The sequence below is a fragment of the Micromonospora sp. DT47 genome (assembly GCF_049844475.1).
Lineage (GTDB): Bacteria > Actinomycetota > Actinomycetes > Mycobacteriales > Micromonosporaceae > Micromonospora.
This window is the reverse complement of record NZ_JBNCLC010000018.1, coordinates 1-21,785: the sequence shown is the minus strand read 5'-3', so window position 1 is coordinate 21,785 and position 21,785 is coordinate 1. Positions and strand designations below refer to the sequence as shown.

Annotated in this window: 21 protein-coding genes; 12 read left to right on the top strand and 9 right to left on the bottom strand. The window is 71.1% G+C overall.

Annotation, left to right across the window (positions count from 1 at the left end):
* Positions 1 to 23: 23 nt before the first annotated feature.
* The 5 genes from ACLQ2U_RS23485 to ACLQ2U_RS23465 all read right to left on the bottom strand — a co-directional run bounded on the left by ACLQ2U_RS23485 (position 24) and on the right by ACLQ2U_RS23465 (position 6,130).
* A complete protein-coding gene (locus ACLQ2U_RS23485) occupies positions 24 to 1,721 on the bottom strand; it encodes an ABC transporter substrate-binding protein (protein ID WP_425752900.1) in 1,698 nt (565 codons plus the stop codon).
* A 194-nt stretch (positions 1,722 to 1,915) separates the two neighbouring features.
* Positions 1,916 to 2,911, bottom strand: a complete 996-nt coding sequence (locus ACLQ2U_RS23480; protein ID WP_425752899.1) for an ABC transporter permease — start codon at positions 2,909 to 2,911, stop codon at positions 1,916 to 1,918.
* 11 nt (positions 2,912 to 2,922) lie between these two features.
* Positions 2,923 to 3,945 carry an ABC transporter permease gene (locus tag ACLQ2U_RS23475; protein WP_425752898.1) on the bottom strand — a complete coding sequence of 341 codons (1,023 nt, stop codon included), beginning with the start codon at positions 3,943 to 3,945 and terminating at the stop codon, positions 2,923 to 2,925.
* The gene (locus tag ACLQ2U_RS23470) at positions 3,942 to 4,910 is read right to left on the bottom strand and encodes an ABC transporter ATP-binding protein (RefSeq protein WP_425752988.1); all 969 of its coding nucleotides are present in this window, start codon (positions 4,908 to 4,910) and stop codon (positions 3,942 to 3,944) included. The genes ACLQ2U_RS23475 and ACLQ2U_RS23470 overlap by 4 nt, the downstream gene beginning before the upstream one ends.
* Positions 4,911 to 5,017: 107 nt before the next feature.
* Positions 5,018 to 6,130: an ABC transporter ATP-binding protein gene (locus ACLQ2U_RS23465; protein ID WP_425752897.1), complete on the bottom strand. Its 1,113-nt coding sequence runs from the start codon at positions 6,128 to 6,130 to the stop codon at positions 5,018 to 5,020.
* 370 nt (positions 6,131 to 6,500) lie between these two features.
* Here ACLQ2U_RS23465 and ACLQ2U_RS23460 point away from each other — a divergent pair, with 370 nt between their 5' ends.
* The 6 genes from ACLQ2U_RS23460 to ACLQ2U_RS23435 all read left to right on the top strand — a co-directional run bounded on the left by ACLQ2U_RS23460 (position 6,501) and on the right by ACLQ2U_RS23435 (position 14,931).
* Complete coding sequence (locus ACLQ2U_RS23460) at positions 6,501 to 7,937, top strand: TldD/PmbA family protein (protein WP_425752896.1); 1,437 nt, start codon at positions 6,501 to 6,503, stop codon at positions 7,935 to 7,937.
* A 37-nt stretch (positions 7,938 to 7,974) separates the two neighbouring features.
* A complete protein-coding gene (locus tag ACLQ2U_RS23455; RefSeq protein WP_425752895.1) occupies positions 7,975 to 9,369 on the top strand; it encodes a TldD/PmbA family protein in 1,395 nt (464 codons plus the stop codon).
* A 196-nt stretch (positions 9,370 to 9,565) separates the two neighbouring features.
* Positions 9,566 to 10,897, top strand: a complete 1,332-nt coding sequence (locus ACLQ2U_RS23450) for a DUF4872 domain-containing protein (RefSeq protein WP_425752894.1) — start codon at positions 9,566 to 9,568, stop codon at positions 10,895 to 10,897.
* Between the two features lie 235 nt (positions 10,898 to 11,132).
* Entirely contained in the window at positions 11,133 to 11,939 is an 807-nt protein-coding gene (locus tag ACLQ2U_RS23445; RefSeq protein ID WP_425752893.1) for a hypothetical protein, read from the top strand.
* 11 nt (positions 11,940 to 11,950) lie between these two features.
* On the top strand, positions 11,951 to 13,864 hold the full coding sequence (locus tag ACLQ2U_RS23440) for a fumarate reductase/succinate dehydrogenase flavoprotein subunit (protein ID WP_425752892.1): 1,914 nt from the start codon (positions 11,951 to 11,953) through the stop codon (positions 13,862 to 13,864).
* Entirely contained in the window at positions 13,864 to 14,931 is a 1,068-nt protein-coding gene (locus ACLQ2U_RS23435) for a succinate dehydrogenase/fumarate reductase iron-sulfur subunit (protein ID WP_425752891.1), read from the top strand. Before ACLQ2U_RS23440 ends, ACLQ2U_RS23435 begins: the two co-directional genes overlap by 1 nt.
* Positions 14,932 to 15,103: 172 nt before the next feature.
* Here the strand turns inward: ACLQ2U_RS23435 and ACLQ2U_RS23430 are convergent, their stop codons facing one another.
* A complete protein-coding gene (locus ACLQ2U_RS23430; RefSeq protein ID WP_425752890.1) occupies positions 15,104 to 15,547 on the bottom strand; it encodes a (deoxy)nucleoside triphosphate pyrophosphohydrolase in 444 nt (147 codons plus the stop codon).
* Positions 15,548 to 15,730: 183 nt separating this feature from the next.
* Here ACLQ2U_RS23430 and ACLQ2U_RS23425 point away from each other — a divergent pair, with 183 nt between their 5' ends.
* The gene (locus ACLQ2U_RS23425; RefSeq protein ID WP_425752889.1) at positions 15,731 to 16,039 is read left to right on the top strand and encodes a 4a-hydroxytetrahydrobiopterin dehydratase; all 309 of its coding nucleotides are present in this window, start codon (positions 15,731 to 15,733) and stop codon (positions 16,037 to 16,039) included.
* A gap of 241 nt (positions 16,040 to 16,280) precedes the next feature.
* Here ACLQ2U_RS23425 and ACLQ2U_RS23420 read toward each other — a convergent pair whose 3' ends face one another.
* On the bottom strand, positions 16,281 to 17,381 hold the full coding sequence (locus tag ACLQ2U_RS23420; protein ID WP_425752888.1) for a DUF4190 domain-containing protein: 1,101 nt from the start codon (positions 17,379 to 17,381) through the stop codon (positions 16,281 to 16,283).
* Between the two features lie 180 nt (positions 17,382 to 17,561).
* On the opposite strand from ACLQ2U_RS23420, the gene ACLQ2U_RS23415 reads away from it, so the two are divergent.
* The 5 genes from ACLQ2U_RS23415 (at position 17,562) to ACLQ2U_RS23395 (ending at position 20,441) form a co-directional block, all read left to right on the top strand.
* Positions 17,562 to 17,924, top strand: a complete 363-nt coding sequence (locus ACLQ2U_RS23415; protein ID WP_425752887.1) for a PH domain-containing protein — start codon at positions 17,562 to 17,564, stop codon at positions 17,922 to 17,924.
* A 290-nt stretch (positions 17,925 to 18,214) separates the two neighbouring features.
* On the top strand, positions 18,215 to 18,601 hold the full coding sequence (locus ACLQ2U_RS23410) for a VOC family protein (protein WP_425752886.1): 387 nt from the start codon (positions 18,215 to 18,217) through the stop codon (positions 18,599 to 18,601).
* 337 nt (positions 18,602 to 18,938) lie between these two features.
* Entirely contained in the window at positions 18,939 to 19,667 is a 729-nt protein-coding gene (locus ACLQ2U_RS23405; protein ID WP_425752885.1) for a class I SAM-dependent methyltransferase, read from the top strand.
* A gap of 92 nt (positions 19,668 to 19,759) precedes the next feature.
* Positions 19,760 to 19,894 (top strand): hypothetical protein, encoded by a 135-nt coding sequence (locus ACLQ2U_RS23400; RefSeq protein ID WP_425752884.1) that lies wholly within the window; start codon positions 19,760 to 19,762, stop codon positions 19,892 to 19,894.
* A 37-nt stretch (positions 19,895 to 19,931) separates the two neighbouring features.
* The gene (locus ACLQ2U_RS23395; RefSeq protein WP_425752883.1) at positions 19,932 to 20,441 is read left to right on the top strand and encodes an SMI1/KNR4 family protein; all 510 of its coding nucleotides are present in this window, start codon (positions 19,932 to 19,934) and stop codon (positions 20,439 to 20,441) included.
* Positions 20,442 to 20,910: 469 nt separating this feature from the next.
* On the opposite strand, the gene ACLQ2U_RS23390 is transcribed toward ACLQ2U_RS23395, so the two are convergent.
* Both ACLQ2U_RS23390 and ACLQ2U_RS23385 read right to left on the bottom strand, forming a co-directional pair.
* Positions 20,911 to 21,171 (bottom strand): hypothetical protein, encoded by a 261-nt coding sequence (locus tag ACLQ2U_RS23390; protein ID WP_425752882.1) that lies wholly within the window; start codon positions 21,169 to 21,171, stop codon positions 20,911 to 20,913.
* On the bottom strand, positions 21,171 to 21,479 hold the full coding sequence (locus tag ACLQ2U_RS23385) for a DivIVA domain-containing protein (RefSeq protein WP_425752881.1): 309 nt from the start codon (positions 21,477 to 21,479) through the stop codon (positions 21,171 to 21,173). The genes ACLQ2U_RS23390 and ACLQ2U_RS23385 overlap by 1 nt, the downstream gene beginning before the upstream one ends.
* Positions 21,480 to 21,785: the final 306 nt, after the last annotated feature.

Genomic DNA, 21,785 nt, shown 5'->3' with positions numbered 1-21,785 from the left:
GGGGAGCCCGGTGGAACGGGGACCTACTTGATGTGAGCGTTGTAGAGCACCTCGGTGCCGTAGGTGTCGGAGACGAAGACCCCGCCCACCTTGGCGCCGTGAACCGTCAGGTTCTTGGTCTGGTAGATCGGGGCCACCGGGTAGTACTTTTCCTGGATCATCTTGTCGATCTTGGCCCACTCGGCGCCCGCCTCGCCCGCCGGCAGGGCCGAGACCCGGTCGATCTCCGCGTTCACGTCGGCGGCGTTGAAGTAGGAGATGTTCGAGTTGCCCTTCGGGCCGAGCTTGCGCCCGTCGTAGAGCACCGGGATGGTCGACGCACCGCTCGGCCAGTCGGCGGCCCAGTTGGTGAGGTAGATGTCGTACTGGTTGCCGCGGGTCCGGGCGGTCGGGTTGTGCTGCGCCCGGTCGATGTAGGAGACGACGACCTCGAAGCCGGCCTTCTCCAGGCTCTCCTTGATCACCGGCGCGGTCTGCTGGCCGAGCGCGCTGTCCCGGGACAGGAAGGCCAGCTTGATCTTCTTACCGCCGAGCAGTTCCTTGGCCTTCTCCGGGTTGCCGGTGGGGCCGCACCCGGTCGGGTCCGCGTAGTCCGCCCAACCGATGGTGGTGTCGGCCATCAGGGTGTTGGTCAGCTTGCCGGAAGCCTCGCCGCCCTGGGTCAGCAGGACACCCTGCTTGTCGAGCGCGCAGCCGATCGCCTTGCGGACGTTGAGGTCCTTGATGCGCTCGTTGTTGATGCTCAGCACATAGACGAACGGAGCCGGCCCGTGGTGGGTGCGGTCCTTGATCGCCGGGTCGCCGTTCAGCACCTGGTTGATCAGCGACTGCGGCACACCGTCCCAGGCGATCGCGGTGGCGTCGTCACCCGAGCCGGCGAGCACCCGCTCGGTCTGGGCCGTGTCGTCCGGCCCCATCTCGACGACCACGCTGTCCGGGTAGTTGTGGCGCAGCGGGTCGGTCTTCGGGTCCCAGTTCTCGTTGCGCTCGAGGACCAGCTTGGTGTCCCGGGTGTATTCCTTGATCTTGTACGGGCCGGAGGAGAAGATCCGACGGTCGTACTCGGTCTTGGTGTCCTTGGCCTGCGGCACCGGCGCCGACGTCGGCAGCGCCAGGGCGAACGGCAGGTCGCAGTGCGGGCTCTTGAACTCGAACTTGAGCCCCTGGTCACCGTTGACCGTCAGGCCCGGCACGTTGGTGTTGCCCGAGGTGTAAGGGCCCTTGTAGGTCTCGTTGTAGCTGGGGTTGTCGGCCAGCCACTCCTGCACGTAGGTGGCGCCGCCGTCGATGGACTCCTCGAACGACCGGGCGATGCCGTAGGCGACGTCCGCGGCCTTGACCTCGGTGCCGTCCTCGTACTTGACGCCCTTCTTGAGGGTGTACTCCCAGGTCTTGCAGTCGCCGTTGACGTCCTTGCCCGGGGTCTCGGCGAGGTCGCCGATCAGCGTCAGCTTGCCCTCACCGTCCTCCCGGAACTGGGTGAGGGTGCGCAGAAGCAGGTGCTGCACCGACATCGCCTGCACGGTGTAGGTCCGCTGCGGGTCGAGGTGCTCGAAGTCCGCCTCGGTGATCAGCTTGAGCGTGCCGCCCTTCTTGGCACCCTCCACCTCCGGCGCCGGCCCCTGCGACTCCTTGGGGTCGGTGGCGATGGCGCTCGTCTGCTGCTTGGTCTTTTCCTCCTCCGAGCCCCCGTCGCCGGTGTTCTTGGAGCAGGCGCTCATGGCAGATGCCGCGAGCACGAGCGCGAGGCCCGTGGCGGCAACCGCACGTCTTGGTCGCATGGATCGTCCCTCCCGGTCGTTCGAGGATGAAGAAATTCTCCATCGTCATCTTCAGCTTTAGAACATTTCCTTCGGGTAACGGCTGGGCAACGGCTCAATCGCCAGACCGCGGGACCGCAGCCTTCCGACGCCCGTCAGCCGAGTCGCACCCGCGGGTCGATCACGGCGTAGAGCACATCGACGATGATGTTGGCGGCGACGATGAAGAATGCCGCGAGCAGCACCGTTGCCATCACCAGCGGCATGTCGAGGTTGATCGCGGCGTTGAGCGCGGCCTTGCCCAGCCCGGTGAATCCGAAGATCGTCTCGGTGATCACCGTGCCGCCCAGGTAGACGCCCAGATCGAGGCCGGCGATCGTGACGATCGGCGTGATCGCCGCGCGCAGCGCGTGCCGGCCGTAGACCTTGAGCTTCGGCAGCCCCTTGGCCCGGGCGGTCCGGACGAAGTCCTCCGACAGCGTCTCCAGCATCTGCGCCCGGGACAGCCGGGCGTACATGGCCGAGTTGAGGAAGCCGAGCGCGAGCCAGGGCAGCACCATCGCCGCCGCCCACTTCACCGGGTTCTCGGTGAGCGGCGTGTACTGGGGATAGGAGAGCACCCCACCCTCGTACACGAAGATGATCAGCAGCAGCGGGCCGAAGAGCAGAATCGGCATGGAGGCACCCACCAGCGAGGTGACCACGGCGATCCGGTCGAACGCCGTGCCCCTGCGCAGTGCCGAGACCATGCCGATCGACACGCCCATGAGCAGCCAGACCACCGCCGCGCCGGAGACGATGCTCAGGGTCACCGGCAAGGTCCGCCCGACGATGTCCATCACCGGCTCGTCGTTGCGGAAGGAATAGCCCAGGCAGGGCGCCGGGCAATCCTTGGCGCCGTCGCCCACGCCGAACGTCCGGCCGGCGACGATGCCCGTCATGAAGTCCCCATACTGCGTGACGATCGGCTTGTCGAGGCCCATCCGGCGCTCGATCATCTGCTGCTGTTCCGGGCTGCACGTCTTGCGGTTGCCACACATCAGCTCGGCGGGATTGGCGGGCGCCGCGAAGAACAGGCCGAACGTGAGCACGCTGACCGTGATGAGCGTGCTGACCGCCAGCAGCACCTTCTTGATGGCGAAGCGAAGCATGGCCAGTCCGCCTATCGGGTCGACTTCGGGTCGAGCGCGTCGCGCAGCGAATCGCCGAAGAGGTTGAACGCGAGCACCAGGAGGAAGAGCGTGATGCCGCCGGTGAGCGTGAACGCCGGGTCGTCCCGGACGTAGGGGACGCTGTCCGAGATCAGCCGCCCCAGGTCGGGGGTCGGCTCGAGGATGCCGATGCCGAGGAAGGACAGTGCCGCCTCCGCCGTGATGAGCGACGGGACGTTGAGGGAGAACACGACCAGGATCGGCGCCCACAGGTTGGGCAGCAGCTGCCGGAAGAGCACGTGTCCGAGCCCGGCACCAGAGGCCCGGGCCGCCTCGACGAACTCCCGCTCCCGCAGCGACAGCACCTGGCCGCGCACCAGACGCGCGGTGTACGTCCAGTTGAAGATCGCGAAGATGATCACCAACAGAGCCGGCCGGAACCACGGTGACTCCTGGTCCCGAGGGCCGTAGAACTGCGCCGCCGCGATGGGCACGAAGGCGAAGCAGAAGATGTAGAACGGGAACGCCATCGTCAGGTCGACGAACCAGGTGATCGCCGCGTCCACCTTGCCGCCGAGATAGCCGGCGACGATGCCGATCAGGACGCCCAGCAGGATCGTGATCACCGCGGCGACGAACGCCACCATCAGCGAGGTCCGCATCCCGTAGACGATCTGGATGAAGATGTCCCGCCCCAGTCGCGGCTGCACCCCCAGCCAGTGGTCGAGGCTCATGCCGCCGGCGTACCCCAGCGGGTTGCCGTTGCGGTCCAACAGGCCGGGGAAGCGCTCCAGCGGGCCCTTGCCGTAGAGCTTCTCCACCAGCGGCGCGGCCGCAGCGAGCAGCATGAAGAAGGCCAGTGCGGCGCCGCTGACCATGCCGACCCGGTCACGCTTGAGCCGCAACCAGGCCAGCTGCCCCGGCGATCGGCCGACGAACTCCTTTGCGTCCACGGCGGACGGTCCGGCGCCGGGTTCGACGGGAGCGGCCGACAACTCGAGCCCGACCGGCCCCGCGACACGTTGCTCGGTCACCGCAGTACTCCCTTCTCCGGGAAGTGGCAGGCGGCCAGCTGTCGGCCGCCGTCCCGGTGGATCAGCGCCGGCTCCTCCGTCGCGCACACCTCCTGCGCCTTCCAGCACCGGGTGCGGAACCGGCAGCCCGAGGGCGGGTTGAGCGGCGTGGGCACGTCACCGACCAGCCGGATGCGGCCGACGGGTCCCAGCTTCGTGACGTCGGGGACGGCCGACAGCAGCGCCCGGGTGTAGGGATGCTGCGGGCGTTCGTAGATGTCCGCCCGGTCCCCGATCTCGACGATCTTGCCCAGGTACATCACCGCCACCCGGTGACAGAAGTGCCGGACCACGGCCAGGTCGTGGGCGATGAAGACGAAGGCCAGGTCCAGATCCCGCTGCAGCTCGCGCAGCAGGTTGATGACCTGCGCCTGGATCGACACGTCCAGCGCCGAAACCGGCTCGTCGGCCACGATCAGCTTGGGACGCAGCGCCAGGGCGCGGGCGATGCCGATGCGCTGCCGCTGCCCCCCGGAGAACTCGTGCGGATAGCGGTTGTAGTGCTCGGGGTTCAGGCCGACGGTCTCCAGCAGTTCCTGCACGCGCTTCTTGACGCCGCCCGGCGGCTTGATGCCGTTGACCTGCAAGGGCATCGCCACGATCCGGCCGACGGTGTGACGGGGGTTCAGCGAGGCGTACGGGTCCTGGAAGATGATCTGCAGGTCCTGGCGCAGCGGGCGCAACGTTCGACGCCCGGCGTGGGTGATGTCCCGCCCCTCGAAGGTGATCTTTCCCTCGGTCGGCTCGAGCAGCCGCACCAGCATCCGCCCGGTGGTGGTCTTGCCGCAGCCGGACTCCCCCACCAGCCCGAGCGTCTCGCCCGGGCGCACCTCGAAGTCCAGCCCGTCGACCGCCTGCACCGCCCCGGCGGAGCGGAAGACCCCCCGGACGGGGAAGTGCTTGGTCAGCCCCTCGACCCGCAGCAGGGGGTCCCGCTCCGACGTCCGATCGCCACGGTCGGCCTGTTCCGGGACGACCTGCCGGTCGTCGGGGCGAGTGGCGGTCGTCGCCTGATCCCGCAGCTCCGGTGCGGTCACTGGGCCACCCCCGCGTTCGCGATGTCTTCGGCGTAGAAGCGCAGCCGGTCGTCCTCCGACATGTGGCAGGCGACCAGGTGGCCACGTTCGCGTACCTGCCGCAGCTCGGGCACCTCGGTGAACGACCGCTCGCCGTTCCGACCCGCGTACCGGCACCGCGGGTGGAAGGCGCACCCGGCCGGCAGGTTGATCAGGCTGGGCGGGTTGCCCTTGATCGGCACCAGCTCCGCGTCCGCCTCGCCGCGCAGCGACGGCACGCTCGCCAGCAACCCCCAGGTGTACGGGTGCTGCGGCCGGCGCAGCACCTGCTCGACACTGCCGTGCTCGACCGCCCGGCCGCCGTACATCACCAGCACCTCGTCGGCGACCTGGCTCACCACCCCGAGGTCGTGGGTGATCAGGATGATCGCCGAGTTGAACTCCTTCTGCAGGTCCTCCAGGAGGTCGAGGATCTGCGCCTGCACGGTGACGTCGAGTGCGGTGGTCGGTTCGTCGGCGATGAGCAGGTCAGGGTTGTTGACCAGAGCCATCGCGATCATCGCCCGCTGGCGCATGCCGCCGGAGAACTCGTGCGGATACTGGTCGACCCGCTTCGCCGGCTGGGGGATGCCGACCCGGTCAAGCATGTCGATCGCTCGCGTGCGCGCCTCCTTCTTGCTCGCCCGCGGGTGGTGGATCCGGTACGCCTCGGCGATCTGCCGGCCGATGGAGTAATACGGGTGCAGAGCGGAGAGCGGATCCTGGAAGATCATCGCCATGTCGCGGCCCCGCAGCTTGCGGACCTCCTCGTCGGGACGGCCAACGATGTCCCGACCGTCGAGCAGGATTTCGCCGCTGATCTCGGTGCGGGCGGGGTTGTGCAGGCCCAGCACGGCGAGGCTGGTGACGCTCTTGCCGGAGCCCGATTCCCCGACGATGCCGAGTGTGCGGCCGCGCTCGACCGCGAAGGAGACGCCGTCGACGGCACGGACCACGCCGTCCTCAGTGTCGAAGCGCACTCTCAGGTCGCGGACCTGGAGGTACGGACCGCTCTTCGTACGCTGCTGCGGCGCGATCCGCGCTCGCGAGCCGCCAGATTCTCCGGACGGCGCGGATGCCGGCTGGGCCACGACCGCCTCCCTCTTCCCGTCTCCGGTTCCGGTCAGGGGCCTTGGCGCCACCTCGTGGCGGTGCGCGGCCAACCGAAGGGAACCTGCAATCTGCTGTAGGGAGTGAAAATAATCTACAACGCCGAGCCTGTCACGAGGGCCCGGTAACGACTCGGCATCGAGCGGCTGCCGCAGGTCGCCGCGGTTTTCGAACGTTGCCAAACCGTTGAAACAAATGGCTGACCAGGTGACAACCCACGAGCCGAGCGGCCCGCCAGAGGATCCGACGGCGCACCCTTCGGCCCGTCCGACCGAGCCGGTGATCGCGCGGATCGGTTCGGGGCGGATCTGCTGTCCCGTCTGCTGACCGAGGTTCGCCTAGGGTTGGGCCATGACCGAGTTCGACGCGGCGAGCGCCGCCGTGCAGGCCGCCCTCGACGCGGGAGCCCGGTACGCGGATGCCCGGGTGATGCACCGCCGCTACGAGTCGATGTCGGCCCGCAACGGCGACATCGAGGAGCTGACCCAGGACGAGAGCATCGGGCTGGGTGTCCGGGCGCTGGTCGGGTCGAGCTGGGGCTTCCACGCCGTACCCGATCTGTCGGACGCCGCGGCCCGCGACGCCGGCCGGCGCGCCGCGGCGATCGCCGCCGCGAGCGCGCGGGTCCCCGGCCCGCCGATCGACCTGGTGCCGGCCGGGGCCGCCGTCGCGAGCTGGGCCTCGGAGTGCCGGGTGGATCCGCTCGGCGTCCCGCTGTCGGACAAGGGCGACCTGCTGGTCGAGGCCACCGGGACGATGCGGTCACACGGCGCCGACCTGGCCGAGGGGCTCTACCAGATCTGGGACACCGCCAAGTGGTTCGTCTCCAGCGAGGGGCACCGGATCGACCAGCGGATCCGCGAGTGCGGCGGTGGCATCTCGGCCACCTCCATCGGCGACGACGAGACCCAGCGCCGCTCCTGGCCCAGCTACCGCGGCCAGTACGGCACCACCGGCTGGGAGCTGGTCGAGTCGCTGGACCTGGCCGCGCACGCGGCCCGGATCGCCGAGGAGTCGCGGGAGCTGCTCACCGCGCCGGAATGCCCGGCCGGCGAGACCGACCTGATCCTCGGCGGCGAGCAGCTCGCCCTGCAGATCCACGAGTCGGTCGGGCACGCCATCGAGCTGGACCGCATCCTCGGCTGGGAGGCCGCCTTCGCCGGCACGTCCTGGCTGGACCTGGCCCAGCTCGGCTCGTTGCGGTACGGCTCCGAGCTGATGAACGTCACCATCGACCCGACCATCCCGGGCGCGCTCGGCAGCTTCGGCTTCGACGACGAGGGCTCCCCGGCGGTCAGGCGGGACGCGGTCCGCGAGGGGCGGTGGGTGGGCGTGCTCGCCGGCCGGGACTCGGCCGCCGTCGCCGGTCTCGACTACGGCGGCAGCGTACGGGCCGACGGCTGGGCCCGGCTGCCGATGGTGCGGATGACCAACGTCGGCCTGGAGCCCGGGCCGCACACGCTCGACGAGATCATCGCCGCCACCGACGACGGGGTGCTGATGGACCTCAACCGCTCCTGGTCGATCGACGACAAGCGGCTCAACTTCCAGTTCGGCTGCGAGATCGGCTGGGAGGTCAAGAACGGCCGGCGGGGCCGGATGCTGCGCAACCCCACCTACACCGGCATCGGCCCGCTCTTCTGGCGCTCGATGGACATGCTCTCCTCCGAGATCGTGCCCTGGGGCACGCCCAACTGCGGCAAGGGCCAGCCCGGCCAGGTCGGGCACACCGGCCACCCGGCCGCGCCGGCCCGCTTCCGCGACGTCCGGGTGGGGGTACGCGCGTGACCACGGATTCCACCGTCGTGACAGGAGGGGTGGCGGCATGACCGAGCTGGAGGTCGCCGGTCAGGTGGTCGAACTGGTCCGCCGGCTCGCCGGGCCGGACGCGCAGGCCGAGGTGACGGTGACCCGGCACGACCTGGCCCTGACCCGGTTCGCCAACTCGGCCATCCACCAGAACGTCGCCGAGTCCGGCCGAGGGGTGCGGCTGCGCATGCACGTCGACGGCCGGACGGCGGCCGGCAGCGGCAGCCTGGTCGACCCGGACGGGCTGCGCGGGCTGGTCGAGCGGACCCTCGCCGCGGTCCGACTCTGCCCGCCCGACCCGGCCTGGCCCGGGCTCACCCCACCATCGCCGGTCCGCTCCAACGGGGTGCTCGACGAGGCCACCGCGCACGCCGAGCCCGACGCCCGGGCCGACCGGGTGCGCGCCTTCGTGGACGCGGTGGGCGGTCTGGAGGCGGCCGGCTACTGCCGGACGTCGTACCGGTCCGGGGCGTTCGCCAACTCGGCCGGCCACTCGGCGCACGGGCGCGCGGTCGAGGCGGCGATGGACGGCATCGCCCGGGCCGGCGGCGCGGACGGGGTGGCCCGGCTCTGCGCCGACCGGCTCGCCGACCTGGACGGGGCGGCTCTCGGCGCCCGGGCGGCGGCGAAGGCGCGGGCCGCGACCGACCCGGCCGAACTGCCCCCGGGCCGTTACGCCGTGGTGCTCGAACCGGCCGCCGTCGCCGACCTGCTGCAGAACCTCTCCTGGTTCGGCTTCAACGGCAAGCGGTACGCCGAGCGGCAGAGCTTCGTCGAGCTCGGCGGTGCCCAGTTCGACCCGGCGGTGACCCTGGTCGACGACCCGCTGCACGGCTCCACCCTGCCGTGCGACGTGGAGGGCACCGCCCGACGGCCGCTGACCCTGGTCGACGCGGGTACCACCCGGGCGGTGGCGCACGACCGGCGCAGCGGCGCCGAGGTGGGCACCGGGTCGACCGGTCACGGCATGCCGGGCGCCGCCACCTTCGGCCCGATCCCGCACAACGTCCGCCTGCTCGGCGCCAGGGCCGACGACGATCCCACCGGCGACGCGGCGGCGGGCGGCGTGGCCTCGGCGCTGGTCGACCCGGACACCGCCGCGCTGGTCGCCGGGGTGGAGCGCGGCCTGTTGGTCAGCGACTTCTGGTACACCCGGGTGCTCGACCCGAAGAGCCTGGTCATCACCGGCCTGACCCGCAACGGGGTCTGGCTGGTCGAGGACGGCGTGGTCACCCGGGCGGTGCGGGACCTGCGCTTCACCGAGTCCTACCCGCGCGCCCTCGGCCCGGGGGCGGTGCTCGGGCTGGGGCGGCGGCCGGTGCGCCAGCCGGACCGGATCGACGGCGTCTGGTGGCAGGCGCCGCCGCTGCGGCTCGCCTCCTGGAACTTCACCGGCGGTGCCTCCGGCTGACCTGGGGTAGGGTGAGGTCCGGCGCGCTCGCGCGCCGGACCTCCTGACCAGGCGCCCACGCCGCCAGGCCGAGCGGAGGCGAAGGTGGCCCGTTGCCATCGCGAGTACCGCGTGTCGTTCTCTCGGTCGATCCGCCGGACGGACGTGACGCGCTGGCGTGGGGTACGGCGGTCGCGCTGTCCAGAAGGCATAGCTCATGACCGAACAGAAGAAGCTCAAGCAGCGGGTCCGGGCCCGGATGGCCGCGACCGGCGAGAGCTGGACCACCGCCCGCCGCCAGGTGCTCGCCGCCGCCGTACCGTCGTCGGCACCGGCGCTCCCGCCGGGGCTGGTACCCGGCTACCGCACCTTCGGCGCACGCCAGCACCGCGAATCGGGCCTGCTCGCCCATGTGCTCGAAGCGCAGGGGGTACGCGCGCCACACACCGGTGGGCCGTACACCGAGGCCATGCTCGCCGGGCTCGGCGGCGGCGTCGGCTTCATGTACGCGGTCTTCGAATACCGCGACCTGCCCCCGCTGCTGACCATCGTGGCCCAGCACCACCCGCAGCCCTGGGTGCCGGCCGTGCTGGACCGGCTCGGCGTGACGTACGCCGACGCGCACAGCGCGAAGGCGGGCCCGGCGCTGGAGCGGCTTCGGGCGGCGCTGGGCGACGGCCTGCCGGTCGTCGCCACGGTCGACCGCAGCAGGCTGCCCTGGCACGGCCTCGATCCGGGCCCGGGCAGTGACCCGTACCTTGTGGTGGTCGCCGGGCGCGACGGCGACGTGCTGCTGGTGGACGATGAGGGGGCCCGACCCCGCCCGCTCTCGACGGACGCGTTCGCCGCCGCGTGGTCCGCTCACCGCAAGGGCCGCCACCACAGCATCACGGTCACCGATCCGCGCCAGCAGAAGGAGCTGCCGGATGCGATCCGCGACGCCGTGGCCACGACCGTGGCGCACCTGACCGGTCCGGTGCTCGGCAACAGCTTCGACACCAACTTCGGCTTCCGTGGCATGGCGAAGCTCGTCGACCAGTTGCGGGACGGCCGTACCCGGCACGGGTGGGCGCGACGCTTCGGCGACCCCGTGCCCTTCTTCCACGGGTTGCGCCGGCTGTACGAGTGCCTGGAGCTGGAGTACACCGCACCCGGCGCCACCCGGCCGGTCTACGCCGACTTCCTCGACGAGGCCGCGCCCCTGGTCGACGGCCGGTTCACGGAGGCCGCGGCGCTGTTCCGCCGCTCCGGCGAGCAGTGGTCGCGGGCGGCCGCGCTCGCCTTGGAGACGGTGCAGGGCCTCGGGGCGTACACCGAGCTGGCCGAGGAGCGGATGGCGCTGGTCTTCAGCCGGGGCGCCGACGCCGAACCCGAGATCCGGGAGCTGACCCGGCGGCTGGCCGACCTCACCGCGCAGTACGCGGCGGACGACCAGCTCGGGGCGGACGGCCGGCGGGACCTCTTCGCCACCCTGGCCGATCTGGTGGATTCCTGCCTCGAGCTGGAGCGGCGCGCGGTCGTCGTGCTGACCGCCGGTGATCTTTCCTGACGACCGGGCATCGATTACCACCGGAGGGCTTCCCAACGCCCGGGACACACGGGACACTGCGTTGCGCGGCCCGGCCCGCACCGACCGGCGTAACGTGTGTCACTTAGCTGCGCCGTATCGCCGGTGCGGTCGTTGGTGTGCGCAAGACGTGGCAGTGGACGCGGTCGCACCGGTCCGCTGACCGAACGGAACGTGATCCGCCGCCCGCGAGGGCCCCGTCAGGGAGACGACTCGAATGACATCAACGGCAACGAAGCCGCGGGGGGCGCTGGCACGCGCCGCGATCGCGGCGAAGACGTTGCGGACCGACCGCTGGTGGTTGCCCCCACTGCTCACCTTCATCGGGCTCAGCGCCTGGGTGGCGTACGCGACGGTCCGGGTCTTCATGCACAAGTGGTACTGGGTCGACGCGTACCACTACCTGACCCCGTTCTACTCCCCCTGCGTGACCGACCGGTGCGTCGAGGGCTCCTCGCACTTCGGCAGCTTCCTGCCCGGCTGGTGGATCATCCCGGACGCGGCGCTGACCCTGCCGTTCCTGCTGCTGTTCCGGTTGACCTGCTACTACTACCGCAAGGCGTACTACCGGTCGTTCTGGCTCTCGCCGCCGGCCTGCGCCGTGCCGGACGGGCACCAGGCGTACGGCGGGGAGACCCGGTTCCCGCTGCTCGGGCAGAACCTGCACCGCTACTTCTTCTACGCCGCCGCCATCATCTCGCTGATCAACACCTGGGACGCGATCGTGGCCTTCCACTCGCCGGAGGGCTTCGGCTTCGGGCTGGGCAACATCGTCCTGCTGGCCAACGTGGTGATGCTCTGGGCGTACACCATCTCCTGCCACTCCTGCCGGCACATCATCGGCGGCCGCCTGAAGCACTTCTCGGCGCACCCGGTGCGGTACAAGGCGTGGACGTTCGTGTCCATGCTGAACACCCGGCACATGCAGCTCGCCTGGATCACCCTCGGCACCCTTGCCCTCACCGACTTCTACGTGATGGCCCTCGCCGCCGGCTGGTTCAACGACCTGCGGTTCATCAACTAGAGGCCCTGGACATGACTGAGACGCGAATCGAACGACACCACTACGACGTCGTCGTGATCGGGGCCGGCGGCGCCGGTCTGCGCGCGGCGATCGAGGCCCGACTGGCCGGCAAGAAGACCGCGATCATCTCCAAGTCGCTCTTCGGCAAGGCGCACACCGTCATGGCCGAGGGCGGCGCCGCGGCCGCCATGGGGAACGTGAACAGCCGGGACAGCTGGCAGGTGCACTTCCGCGACACCATGCGCGGCGGCAAGTTCCTCAACAACTTCCGGATGGCCGAGCTGCACGCGAAGGAGTCGCCGCAGCGGATCTGGGAGCTGGAGACGTACGGGGCGCTCTTCGACCGCACCAAGGACGGGAAGATCTCCCAGCGCAACTTCGGCGGGCACGAGTACCCGCGCCTGGCGCACGTCGGCGACCGGACCGGCCTGGAGCTGATCCGCACCCTCCAGCAGAAGATCGTCTCCCTCCAGCAGGAGGACAAGCGCGACCTGGGCGACTACGAGGCCCGGATCAAGGTCTTCTCCGAGACCACCATCACCGAGCTGCTGCTCGACGGGGACCGGGTCGCCGGCGCGTTCGGCTACTACCGGGAGTCCGGCGAGTTCGTCCTCTTCGAGGCGCCGGCCGTGGTCCTCGCGACCGGCGGGGTCGGCCGGTCGTACAAGGTCACCTCGAACTCGTGGGAGTACACCGGGGACGGGCACGCGCTGGCGCTGCGCGCCGGGGCGACCCTGATCAACATGGAGTTCCTCCAGTTCCACCCGACCGGCATGGTCTGGCCCGTATCGGTGAAGGGCATCCTGGTCACCGAGTCGGTCCGCGGTGACGGCGGCGTGCTGAAGAACTCCGACGGCAAGCGGTTCATGTTCGACTACGTCCCCGACGTCTTCCGCAAGCAGTACGCGGAGACCGAGGAGGAGGCGGACCGCTGGTACGAGGACCCGGACAACAATCGGCGTCCGCCGGAGCTGCTCCCCCGCGACGAGGTCGCCCGTGCGATCAACAGCGAGGTCAAGGCCGGTCGGGGTACGCCCGCCGGCGGCGTCTACCTGGACATCGCCTCCCGGCTGCCGGCCGAGGAGATCCGCCGCCGGCTGCCGTCGATGTACCACCAGTTCAAGGAGCTGGCCGACGTCGACATCACCAAGGAGCCGATGGAGGTCGGGCCGACCTGCCACTACGTGATGGGTGGCGTGGAGGTGGACCCGGACTCGGGGGCCGCGTACGGCATCGTGCGCGGGCTCTTCGCCGCCGGTGAGGTCTCGGGCGGCATGCACGGCTCCAACCGGCTGGGCGGCAACTCCCTGTCCGACCTGCTGGTCTTCGGCAAGCGGGCCGGTGGGCACGCGGCGTCGTACGCCGATCAGCTGACCTCGCGCCCGAAGGTGCCGGTCGGCGCGGTGGAGACCGCGGTGGAGACGGCGCTGGCGCCGCTGCAGCGGGACACCGGCGAGAACCCGTACACCCTGCAGCAGGACCTCCAGGCGGTGATGGGGGATCTAGTCGGAATCATCCGACGGGAAGGCGAGCTGGTGGACGCCTTGAGCCGGCTGGCGGAGCTGCGCGAGCGGGTGGCCAAGGTGAGCGCGGCCGGCGGCCGGCGCTACAACCCGGGCTGGCACCTGGCGCTGGACCTGCGGAACATGCTGGTGGTCTCGGAGTGCACCGCGAAGGCGGCGCTGGAGCGGCAGGAGTCGCGCGGCGGGCACACCCGGGAGGACTTCCCGGCGATGGACCCGAAGTGGCGCCGGGTGAACCTGGTCTGCTCGCTGGACGGCGACGCCGTACGCCTGGAGCACAAGCCGCTGCCGCGGATACGGCCGGAGCTGATCGGCCTCTTCGACCGTACCGAGCTGGCCAAGTACCTGACCGACGAGGAGCTCGCGGAGTTCGACGCCCTCGCTGAGGAGGCGGGCAACTGATGGGGACCAAGCGACAGTTCCGCATCTGGCGGGGCGACGAGACCGGCGGCGACCTGCAGGACTACACCGTCGAGGTCAACGAGGGCGAGGTGGTCCTCGACGTCATCCACCGGCTCCAGGCCACCGACGCGCCCGACCTGGCCTGCCGGTGGAACTGCAAGGCGGGCAAGTGCGGCTCCTGCTCGATGGAGATCAACGGCAAGCCGCGGCTGAGCTGCATGACCCGGATGTCGACCTTCGAGGAGGCCGAGACGGTCACCGTCACCCCGCTGCGGACCTTCCCGATCATCCGGGACCTGGTCACCGACGTCTCCTTCAACTACGAGAAGGCCCGGGAGACGCCGGCGTTCGCGCCGCCCGCCGGGGTGGCGCCGGGCGACTACCGGATGCAGCAGGTCGACGTGGAGCGCTCGCAGGAGTTCCGCAAGTGCATCGAGTGCTTCCTGTGCCAGAACGTCTGCCACGTGATCCGCGACCACGAGGAGAACAAGCAGGCCTTCTCCGGCCCGCGGTTCTTCATCCGGGCCGCCGAGCTGGACATGCACCCGCTGGACGCGAAGACCGACCGCAAGGACCACGCGCATCAGGAGCAGGGCCTCGGCTTCTGCAACATCACCAAGTGCTGTACGGAGGTCTGCCCGGAGCACATCAAGATCACTGACAACGGGATCATCCCCATGAAGGAGCGGGTCGTCGACCGCAGGTACGATCCCCTTGTGTGGCTTGGTAGCAAGATCTTCCGACGGGGTGACACGCCCCAGGGCACCGCGAGCAGCGCGGGAAAGGAGTCCGTGGTGCACAGCGGCGTTCGTCAGGCTGAGGTCCACTCGCACGCCGGCGGTTCGCACGACCCGCACGCCGAGGTCCAGGCGCAGCAGGGTGTGAACTGGCACCGCGAGGTGCCACACCCGACCGCCCCGGCGGTGGACGACCGCGGCAGGCTGCCGCTGACGGAGCTGACCTTCGACCGGGCGGCGGCCCCGTCGCCGTTCGGCGACGACGTCACCTTCCCGCTGCCCCCGGAGCACCTCAACTTCGCCCACCCGACCCAGGACGAGAAGCACTGAGCAGCACGACGACGATGACGGGGGCCGCGGCGGAAGCCGCCGGCCCCCGTCCCCTTTTCAACCCGCCGTCCGGTTCCCACCGAACCGGTGCCTCGTTGGTCATGAGGTTGGCGGGCGGCGGAGTGTGGCCCGTCGACGGCCGGGGTCGCGCGCCGTCGGCGCGCGGGGCCGGTCAGGGGTGGGCGAGCAGCAGGGGACGGAGGGCGGCGACGATGGGCGCGTCGGCGGGGAGCCAGGTCACCGTGTCCAGCTCGGCGGCGGAGAGCCAGCGCAGCGCCGAGTGCTCCAGCGCCCGCGGCTGGTCGCCGTGCAGCAGCCGGGCCGCGTACACCTTGAGCACCGAGCGCCCGTGGGCCATCCGCACGTTGCGGCCGACCCGCTCGCCGATCTCCACGCGTACGGCGAGCTCCTCGGCACACTCGCGGACCAGCGCGGCGGTCTCGCTCTCCCCCGGCTCGACCTTGCCGCCGGGGAACTCGAACATGCCGGCCACCTCGGGCGGCGCGGACCGCGCGCAGGCCAGCACCCGCCCGTCGGAGATGATCGCCGCGCCGACGACGACCTTCGGCTCACGCCGGTCGTCCTGCCCGTTCCCGCTAACCCGTTCGGTCCGCACGGGCGTCCAGGGTGCCAGATCAATCGTCGGTTTGGGTACCGGGCCCGACCAGTAGGTCAGGAAGACCCGGAAGTGTGGGCGTGGACACACCGCCCCTCGGACGACAGACTGGGCAGCACCACGAGGACACGGGACGGCGACGATTTGGCCACAAGCCGGCAACGACGCCTGGGAGGTGCGGTGATGCGCGCGCTGTTCAGCAGCCGGGCGAAGCACGACTACCTCAGCGATGCGCTCACGCTCCTCACGGGCTGGATCCGGGAGGGTGAGCAGATCCGACGGACCCTCGTCATCGACGACACCCAGCACGCGGCGCTGACCGAGCGGGTGAAGGTGGTCGCGGACGCGCTGCGGCTCCGCCCGGAGATCAGCCGGCGGGACTCCGAGACCCAGATCCGGGTCGGCCACGGCCACGGTGAGCCGTTGACCGATGGTGAGGTCCTGCTCGCCGCCCGCATCGAGGACGCGTACCGCACGGTCACCGGAAACTGACGCCCGAGCGCGCGCAAGGCGTCCATCGCCGGCCCCCGTCCCCGTCGGCGCACTGCCGCCGTCGCCTCAGCCTAGGACCGGACGTCACCCTCGGTGGTCCCCGGATCGTCCTGCGTGAGCGGTCCGAGTGGTCAGGATGCGATAGGTGGCCACACCATCTCACCGAACCACTGACCCGAGCGGTCCCCGGAGCCCCGCCCGGCCGTGCCACCACGGCACGACCGGCGGGGCTCCGCCGCGTTCACCGGACCGGCTCGCCCTGCGCGGTGGGCAGGCCCAGGGCCTGGCGTACGGCAAGCTCGGTCTGCGGGTCCGGGTGCCGCTGGGCCTGCGCCACCACCTTGAGCAGCACCGCCGGGTCGGTCGCGGTGTCGGCGTCGCGCCAGGACGGCTCGTCCTGCTCCATCTCGGTGAGCAGCTTCTCCATCGACGGCCGCACCGCCGCCGGCCAGTTCTCGCCACGCAGCTGGAACCACATCCCGGTGTGCGCGGTCTCCGTCCGCTTCAGGGCGTCCCGGAGCGCGGTCGGCGTCGCCGTCGGAGCCTCCGCGACGAGGGCCGCCCGCACCTCGGTGTAGTCGCGTACGGCCGTCAGGTAGGCGAGTTGCTCGGGTCGCAGGACCGTCGCGTCCGCCCGCAGCGGCCGGGTCAGCGGCGCCGTGCCGCCGGTGAGGTAGCAGGTGATCCGGGGATCCGTCGGCCACTGGATCCGGGACGGCACGTACCAGCGCAGGCGCGCCTCGGCCGGGAGCGCGAGCGGCTCGAGGATGTAGCTGGCCTGCCGCTGGCGGCAGTGGGTCTCCGCCCGCCGGGACAGCTCGGCGACGCCCGGGTACGCCTCGTCGGCGTACCGCTCGTAGGCCGGGAAATCGTCGAGCAGCTCGGCGTCGTGCGGTTCCGTGCAGGCCACCCGGGTGACCTTCTCCGGCGCGGTCTGCGTAGCCGTGGGATCGCCGGCGCGGAAGCAGTCGCCCACCCGCAGCCCCCGGACGCCGGCCTCGGGTTCGGCACGGGGGGCCACCGCGGTGAGGAGCAGGACCGCCGCGAGCGCCCAGACGCCGAAGAGGACCAGACCGGCGACGGCGAACCCCTTCCCGCGCTCGCCGCTGCGGCGGCGGAGCTGGACGAGCGCGACCAGGCCGAAGATCGGCGCGAGCACGCCACCGAACAGACCGAAGACGAAGGCGGCGATGGCCGACCGGTTCAGCCGGCCGCGCACCGGCTCGGGGCCCGACCACGGCTCCCACTCGTCGTCGGCCGCCTCCATGATGCCGGGGAGCGCCGGCCGCCTCGACCGTCCACTCTCCGCGCGCGGCCGCGGGCCGGCGCCGTCCGTGGTCATGTCCAGTTCCTCCCCGTGTCTCGCTACGCGCCGTGCAGGGTAGCCCACCGGCCCCCACGACGTGATGCTCCACGATGGTGGGTCCGACTGCCACAGTCCACCGCTATCGTCGCCGCAAACCGGGACAACCATGACACGGCGCATCCGAGGACGTGGCGGGCCGTGCCTACCGTGGGACGCATGGCGCAGGCGACGTACGACCGCAAGGAACAGTTCCAGCAGATCCAGAGCGGGCTGCTCGACGGGGAACAGATCATCGCCGTCTACGACGCGGTGGGCACCGGCACCGGCTTCATCGGCCTCACCGACCGGCGGGTGATCATCCAGGACCGCTCGTTCGTCGGGAAGCGGTACGCCATCACCAGCATCCCGTACTCGAAGATCACCAGCGTCAGCGTGGTCAGCAACAAGTCCTGGGGCGGGTCGTTCTTCTCCACCGGCGCGATCGCCATCCACGTCGGCACGCACACCTACGAGGTGGAGTTCCGGGGCGCGCAGAAGAGCCACCACGTGCACAACGTGATCCTCCACTACATCTCCTGAACCCTCCAACGCTCGCCAGCCGTGCCCGACCTGCCACGTCCGGCCCGGCCCGATCTTCGGGGGCAGCCCGGCCGGTCCTCCCGTGACAGGCTGGACGGCATGTCCGACGGAGGAGATCGCGAGCGGGTCCGGCGGAGCTACGACACGGTCGCCGCGGATTACCGGGACCGCATCGGCCCCGACGCTGCTATCTGCTGGCCCGCCGCCCCGCCTGACGGCCGGGACCGCTCGTTCGTCGGCTCGCGATGAACCGGCCGTCCGGCACCCGCCGCGGCCACTACGATCGCCCCATGTCGATGTTCCGGACACCTCAGGTCATCCTGTTCAGCGAGGACGTGGCCCGGGCCGCCGCGTTCTACGCGAAGCTGGGCTTCACCGAGACGTTCCGGGTGCCCACCGAGGGCGAGCCGATCCACGTCGACCTGGTCCTCGACAGCTACAAGATCGGTATCGCCTCGGTGGCCTCCACCCGGGACGACCACGGCCTCGACCCGGTCCCGGCGGGCCAGCGGGCAGCGGTCATCCTCTGGACCGACGACACCGCCGCCGCGTACGACGCGCTGGTCGCGGACGGGGCGCCCACCCTGGCCGGCCCGCACACCTGGCTCGACCGGCTGCTGATCGCCTGGACCGCCGACCCGGACGGCAACCCGATCCAGATCGTCCAGCACCTCTGACGGCGGCTGGCGACGCCCGCCCTCCCGCCGTGGTCGCCTCCGCCAAGCCGGAGGACCTGCCGACGTCGCGGCGTCCGACGTCGACGCGTACCTGAGGATGGGCTGCCGCGCGGAGCCGTAATGCGGTTGCCCCGGTCGCCGGCGGCCGGTTGGCTGGGCGCGAAGCCGACCGGAGGGAGAAGACGACATGCCTCACGCAGCGATGTCCGCTCAGGTAGGGACCGTCATCCATCCCAGGGAATCGAGGCTTCGTGAGTACGTGGAATTCAGCGACGACGGCGCGGGCGCGCGCCGGTAGCGACACCCCGACCGTCACCACGCCGGGAGGGGGTCGGTGATGTCCGTCCTCGACGATCCCGGTCTCTTCGGCCGGCTGTGGGCCGACACCTACGACGGCACGGACAACCCCGACCCGACGGCGGCGGTGCACTTCCTCGCCGACCGGGCCGACGGCGGCCCGGTGCTCGAACTCGCGATCGGGACCGGCCGGGTGGCGCTGCCGCTGGCCGCGCGCGGTCTCGACGTCTCCGGCGTCGAGGCGTCCGAGGAGATGGTGGCGAAGATGCGCGCCAAGCCCGGCGGCGACCAGATCCCGGTGGTCGTCGGCGACATGGCGGACGTGCCGGTCACCGGGACGTACCGGCTGGCGTACCTGGTCTTCAACACCCTGTTCAACCTGGTCCGGGTCGAGCGGCAGCAGGACTGCTTCCGCAACGTGGCCCGGGTGCTGGCACCGGGCGGCGGATTCGTCATCGAGACCTTCGTGCCGGACCCGGCCGACTTCGACCGGGACGAGCAGGTGCGGATGCGGTCGGTGACCGAGGACTCGGCCACCATCCGGCTGCACCAGTACGACCGCGCCGCGCAGACCTTCGTCCGGCAGACCATCAGGTTCGACAGCGAGGGCGTGCACCTGAAACCCTTCGCGATGCGCTACTGCTGGCCGGAGCAGATCGACGAGATGGCGGAGCGGGCCGGCCTGCGGCTCGTCGAGCGGTACGCGGACTGGCACCGGCAGCCGTTCGACTCCACCAGCCGGTCGCACATCTCGGTCTACCGGAAGTAGGCACACCGGCCGGGGCCGAGGGGACGCTCCCTCGGCCCCGGTCCACTCCGGACAGGACTGACAGACCCGGCCGGGGCTGGCATGCCTGTTGCGTGGCCGTCGGCGCGGTACTGATCTTCGCAACCGACGGGGCGTATCCGGTCGGGACGATGGCGGTCATGCTCGCCAGCGTGTGCTCGATCGTCGCCGGGATCGGGGCGTCCGTCCGCGACGCCCGCCGGAAGTGAGGACTGACCTGTCGTGGGGGCTGGCTAGAGTGCGCCGGTGACCCTTCCCGAACCGCTCCGCGAGGCGCATGCCAATGGCTTCGACTACGACGGCGGCGACGGCGTCGACTTCGAGCCGTACGACGAGTTCCTCACCCTGGCGGAAACCGCCGAGTGGTGGCAGGCGTGGAGCGGAAACCCCTCGCTCGACGGGGTGAACTTCCGGATCTTCGGGCGGGACGGCACGGGTGGCCTGGCTGCCTTCTGGCTCGCCCACCCGGGCGAGCCGGTCGAGCGCCAGCCGGTGGTGTTCCTCGGCTCCGAAGGTGAGGTGTCCGTCGTGGCCCGCGACCTGGCGGCGTACCTGTGGCTCCTCGCGGGCGGTTTCGGCCCGCTGGAGGCGACGATGTGGCCGCGACACGAGCATCGACCGCGGCCCGACGCCCGTCGCATGGAGATTGCGCAGCGGTACGCCCCGGCGGCGCGACGGCCCGCCCCCGAGGTGATCGAGACCGCTCGTGCCGAATTCCCCGACTTCGAGGCGTGGGTCGACTCGCTCTGCCGCTGACCCGGCACGCTGCGGGAGCACCGGGTCGACCGCGCTCGGCACCTGCCACGTCCGTCACCCGCCGACTAGCCTCGGTCGGTGAGCTTCAGCGCGTTCGCCCGCAAGGTGCCCGACCCCTCGCTGCCGCACGGACGGCGGGTGTCGGCGCTGCGGTCGCGCGTGCAGCTGTACCGGCCGATCGGCTGCCACGCCACGCTCAGCTATCTCAGGGAGATCGCGGGTCCGTACGAGCGGGACGAGAGGGCTCTCCTGCGGGCGCTCGACGCGCTGACAACCAGCCGCGCCGGATGGCAGGCCGACGTCCGGGCGTACGCCGAGATCCGCCGGCAGGCCAAGCCGCGCGGCATCCGGAGCCCTCGACCCGGCGAGCGGAACCCGAACGTGGGCCCTGACCGGTGGTACGGGCCGCCGGAGAGCCGGTCGACCGCGCCGCTTCGTGAGCCCGGATCGCATGGCGGCGGGGACGCCGTCAGCGCCGGGCCGGCCGACGGGCGCACGGTCCGTCGTGGTCGGCCCGGAGCAGGCAGCGCCGGCCGCCCGGCATCCGCAGGTCGCAGAAAACCCGATGACGTACGCACTGCTCGTCCTCGGCCGACACGGTGGTCTCCCCCGGGTCGGCGCAGGCGAGCAGGCTCGCCCAGCGGGCCACCACCCGGGCGAGCCGTACCGCGCCGGCGAGGTCGACGGCGAGCACCGGCAGGTGGATGACGTACCGCTCGCGCTCCGCCATCAGGGTCGGCCCGCTTGGGCGCGCTGCGCCTGCTCGGACTGCCAGCGCCGCAACGCGTCCCTGATCCGCGCGGTCTCCAACCGGCTGTCGCGCAGCGCCCGGTAGGCGGCGTCGAGATCACCCGCAACCCGGTCCAGGAACGCCTGCACCTCCGCCGGGTCCAGGCCGCGCCGGGTCTCCCGGAACCGTCGCTCCCGCACCTGCCAGGGCAGCAACGGGACGTACGCCGAGGACCGGTAGTTGGACCCGGGCACGCGCGCCCGGTCCGGTCGCTGGTTGCGGTCGGACCGCCGGAAGAAGGCACGCACGTCTCGCCCCACCTTTCCGCGTACGGGAATGGAAGGGGTGGCCGCACCCGCCCGCCGCGCGCGGGCGGACCACCCCGCCCTGCCACCGCAGCTCAGATCAGCGGTACGGCAGCAGGGCTGCTCAACCCCACTGAGCACGCGTGAGCGTTTCCGCCCGCGCACTCAACGTCACTGCGACTATACGGGCAGGGGCTCAGGGGCACAACCAGTCCGGGCCACGGGGGAACAAGGCTTAGAGGCCGCGCAAATAGGTCAGTGAGGATCGGGCGGGTAGGAGACGGGCACAGACATCAGTGATCATGGTTC

What these genes read in the sequence shown, in the direction of transcription:
- ACLQ2U_RS23485 (WP_425752900.1), bottom strand. Translation starts at nt 1,721, where the DNA reads ATGAGCGCCTGCTCCAAGAACACCGGCGACGGGGGCTCGGAGGAGGAA.
- ACLQ2U_RS23480 (WP_425752899.1), bottom strand. Translation starts at nt 2,911, where the DNA reads ATGCTTCGCTTCGCCATCAAGAAGGTGCTGCTGGCGGTCAGCACGCTC.
- ACLQ2U_RS23460 (WP_425752896.1), top strand. Translation starts at nt 6,501, where the DNA reads ATGACCGAGTTCGACGCGGCGAGCGCCGCCGTGCAGGCCGCCCTCGAC.
- ACLQ2U_RS23455 (WP_425752895.1), top strand. Translation starts at nt 7,975, where the DNA reads ATGACCGAGCTGGAGGTCGCCGGTCAGGTGGTCGAACTGGTCCGCCGG.
- ACLQ2U_RS23450 (WP_425752894.1), top strand. Translation starts at nt 9,566, where the DNA reads ATGACCGAACAGAAGAAGCTCAAGCAGCGGGTCCGGGCCCGGATGGCC.
- ACLQ2U_RS23445 (WP_425752893.1), top strand. Translation starts at nt 11,133, where the DNA reads ATGACATCAACGGCAACGAAGCCGCGGGGGGCGCTGGCACGCGCCGCG.
- ACLQ2U_RS23440 (WP_425752892.1), top strand. Translation starts at nt 11,951, where the DNA reads ATGACTGAGACGCGAATCGAACGACACCACTACGACGTCGTCGTGATC.
- ACLQ2U_RS23435 (WP_425752891.1), top strand. Translation starts at nt 13,864, where the DNA reads ATGGGGACCAAGCGACAGTTCCGCATCTGGCGGGGCGACGAGACCGGC.
- ACLQ2U_RS23425 (WP_425752889.1), top strand. Translation starts at nt 15,731, where the DNA reads ATGCGCGCGCTGTTCAGCAGCCGGGCGAAGCACGACTACCTCAGCGAT.
- ACLQ2U_RS23420 (WP_425752888.1), bottom strand. Translation starts at nt 17,381, where the DNA reads ATGACCACGGACGGCGCCGGCCCGCGGCCGCGCGCGGAGAGTGGACGG.
- ACLQ2U_RS23415 (WP_425752887.1), top strand. Translation starts at nt 17,562, where the DNA reads ATGGCGCAGGCGACGTACGACCGCAAGGAACAGTTCCAGCAGATCCAG.
- ACLQ2U_RS23410 (WP_425752886.1), top strand. Translation starts at nt 18,215, where the DNA reads ATGTCGATGTTCCGGACACCTCAGGTCATCCTGTTCAGCGAGGACGTG.
- ACLQ2U_RS23405 (WP_425752885.1), top strand. Translation starts at nt 18,939, where the DNA reads ATGTCCGTCCTCGACGATCCCGGTCTCTTCGGCCGGCTGTGGGCCGAC.
- ACLQ2U_RS23390 (WP_425752882.1), bottom strand. Translation starts at nt 21,171, where the DNA reads ATGGCGGAGCGCGAGCGGTACGTCATCCACCTGCCGGTGCTCGCCGTC.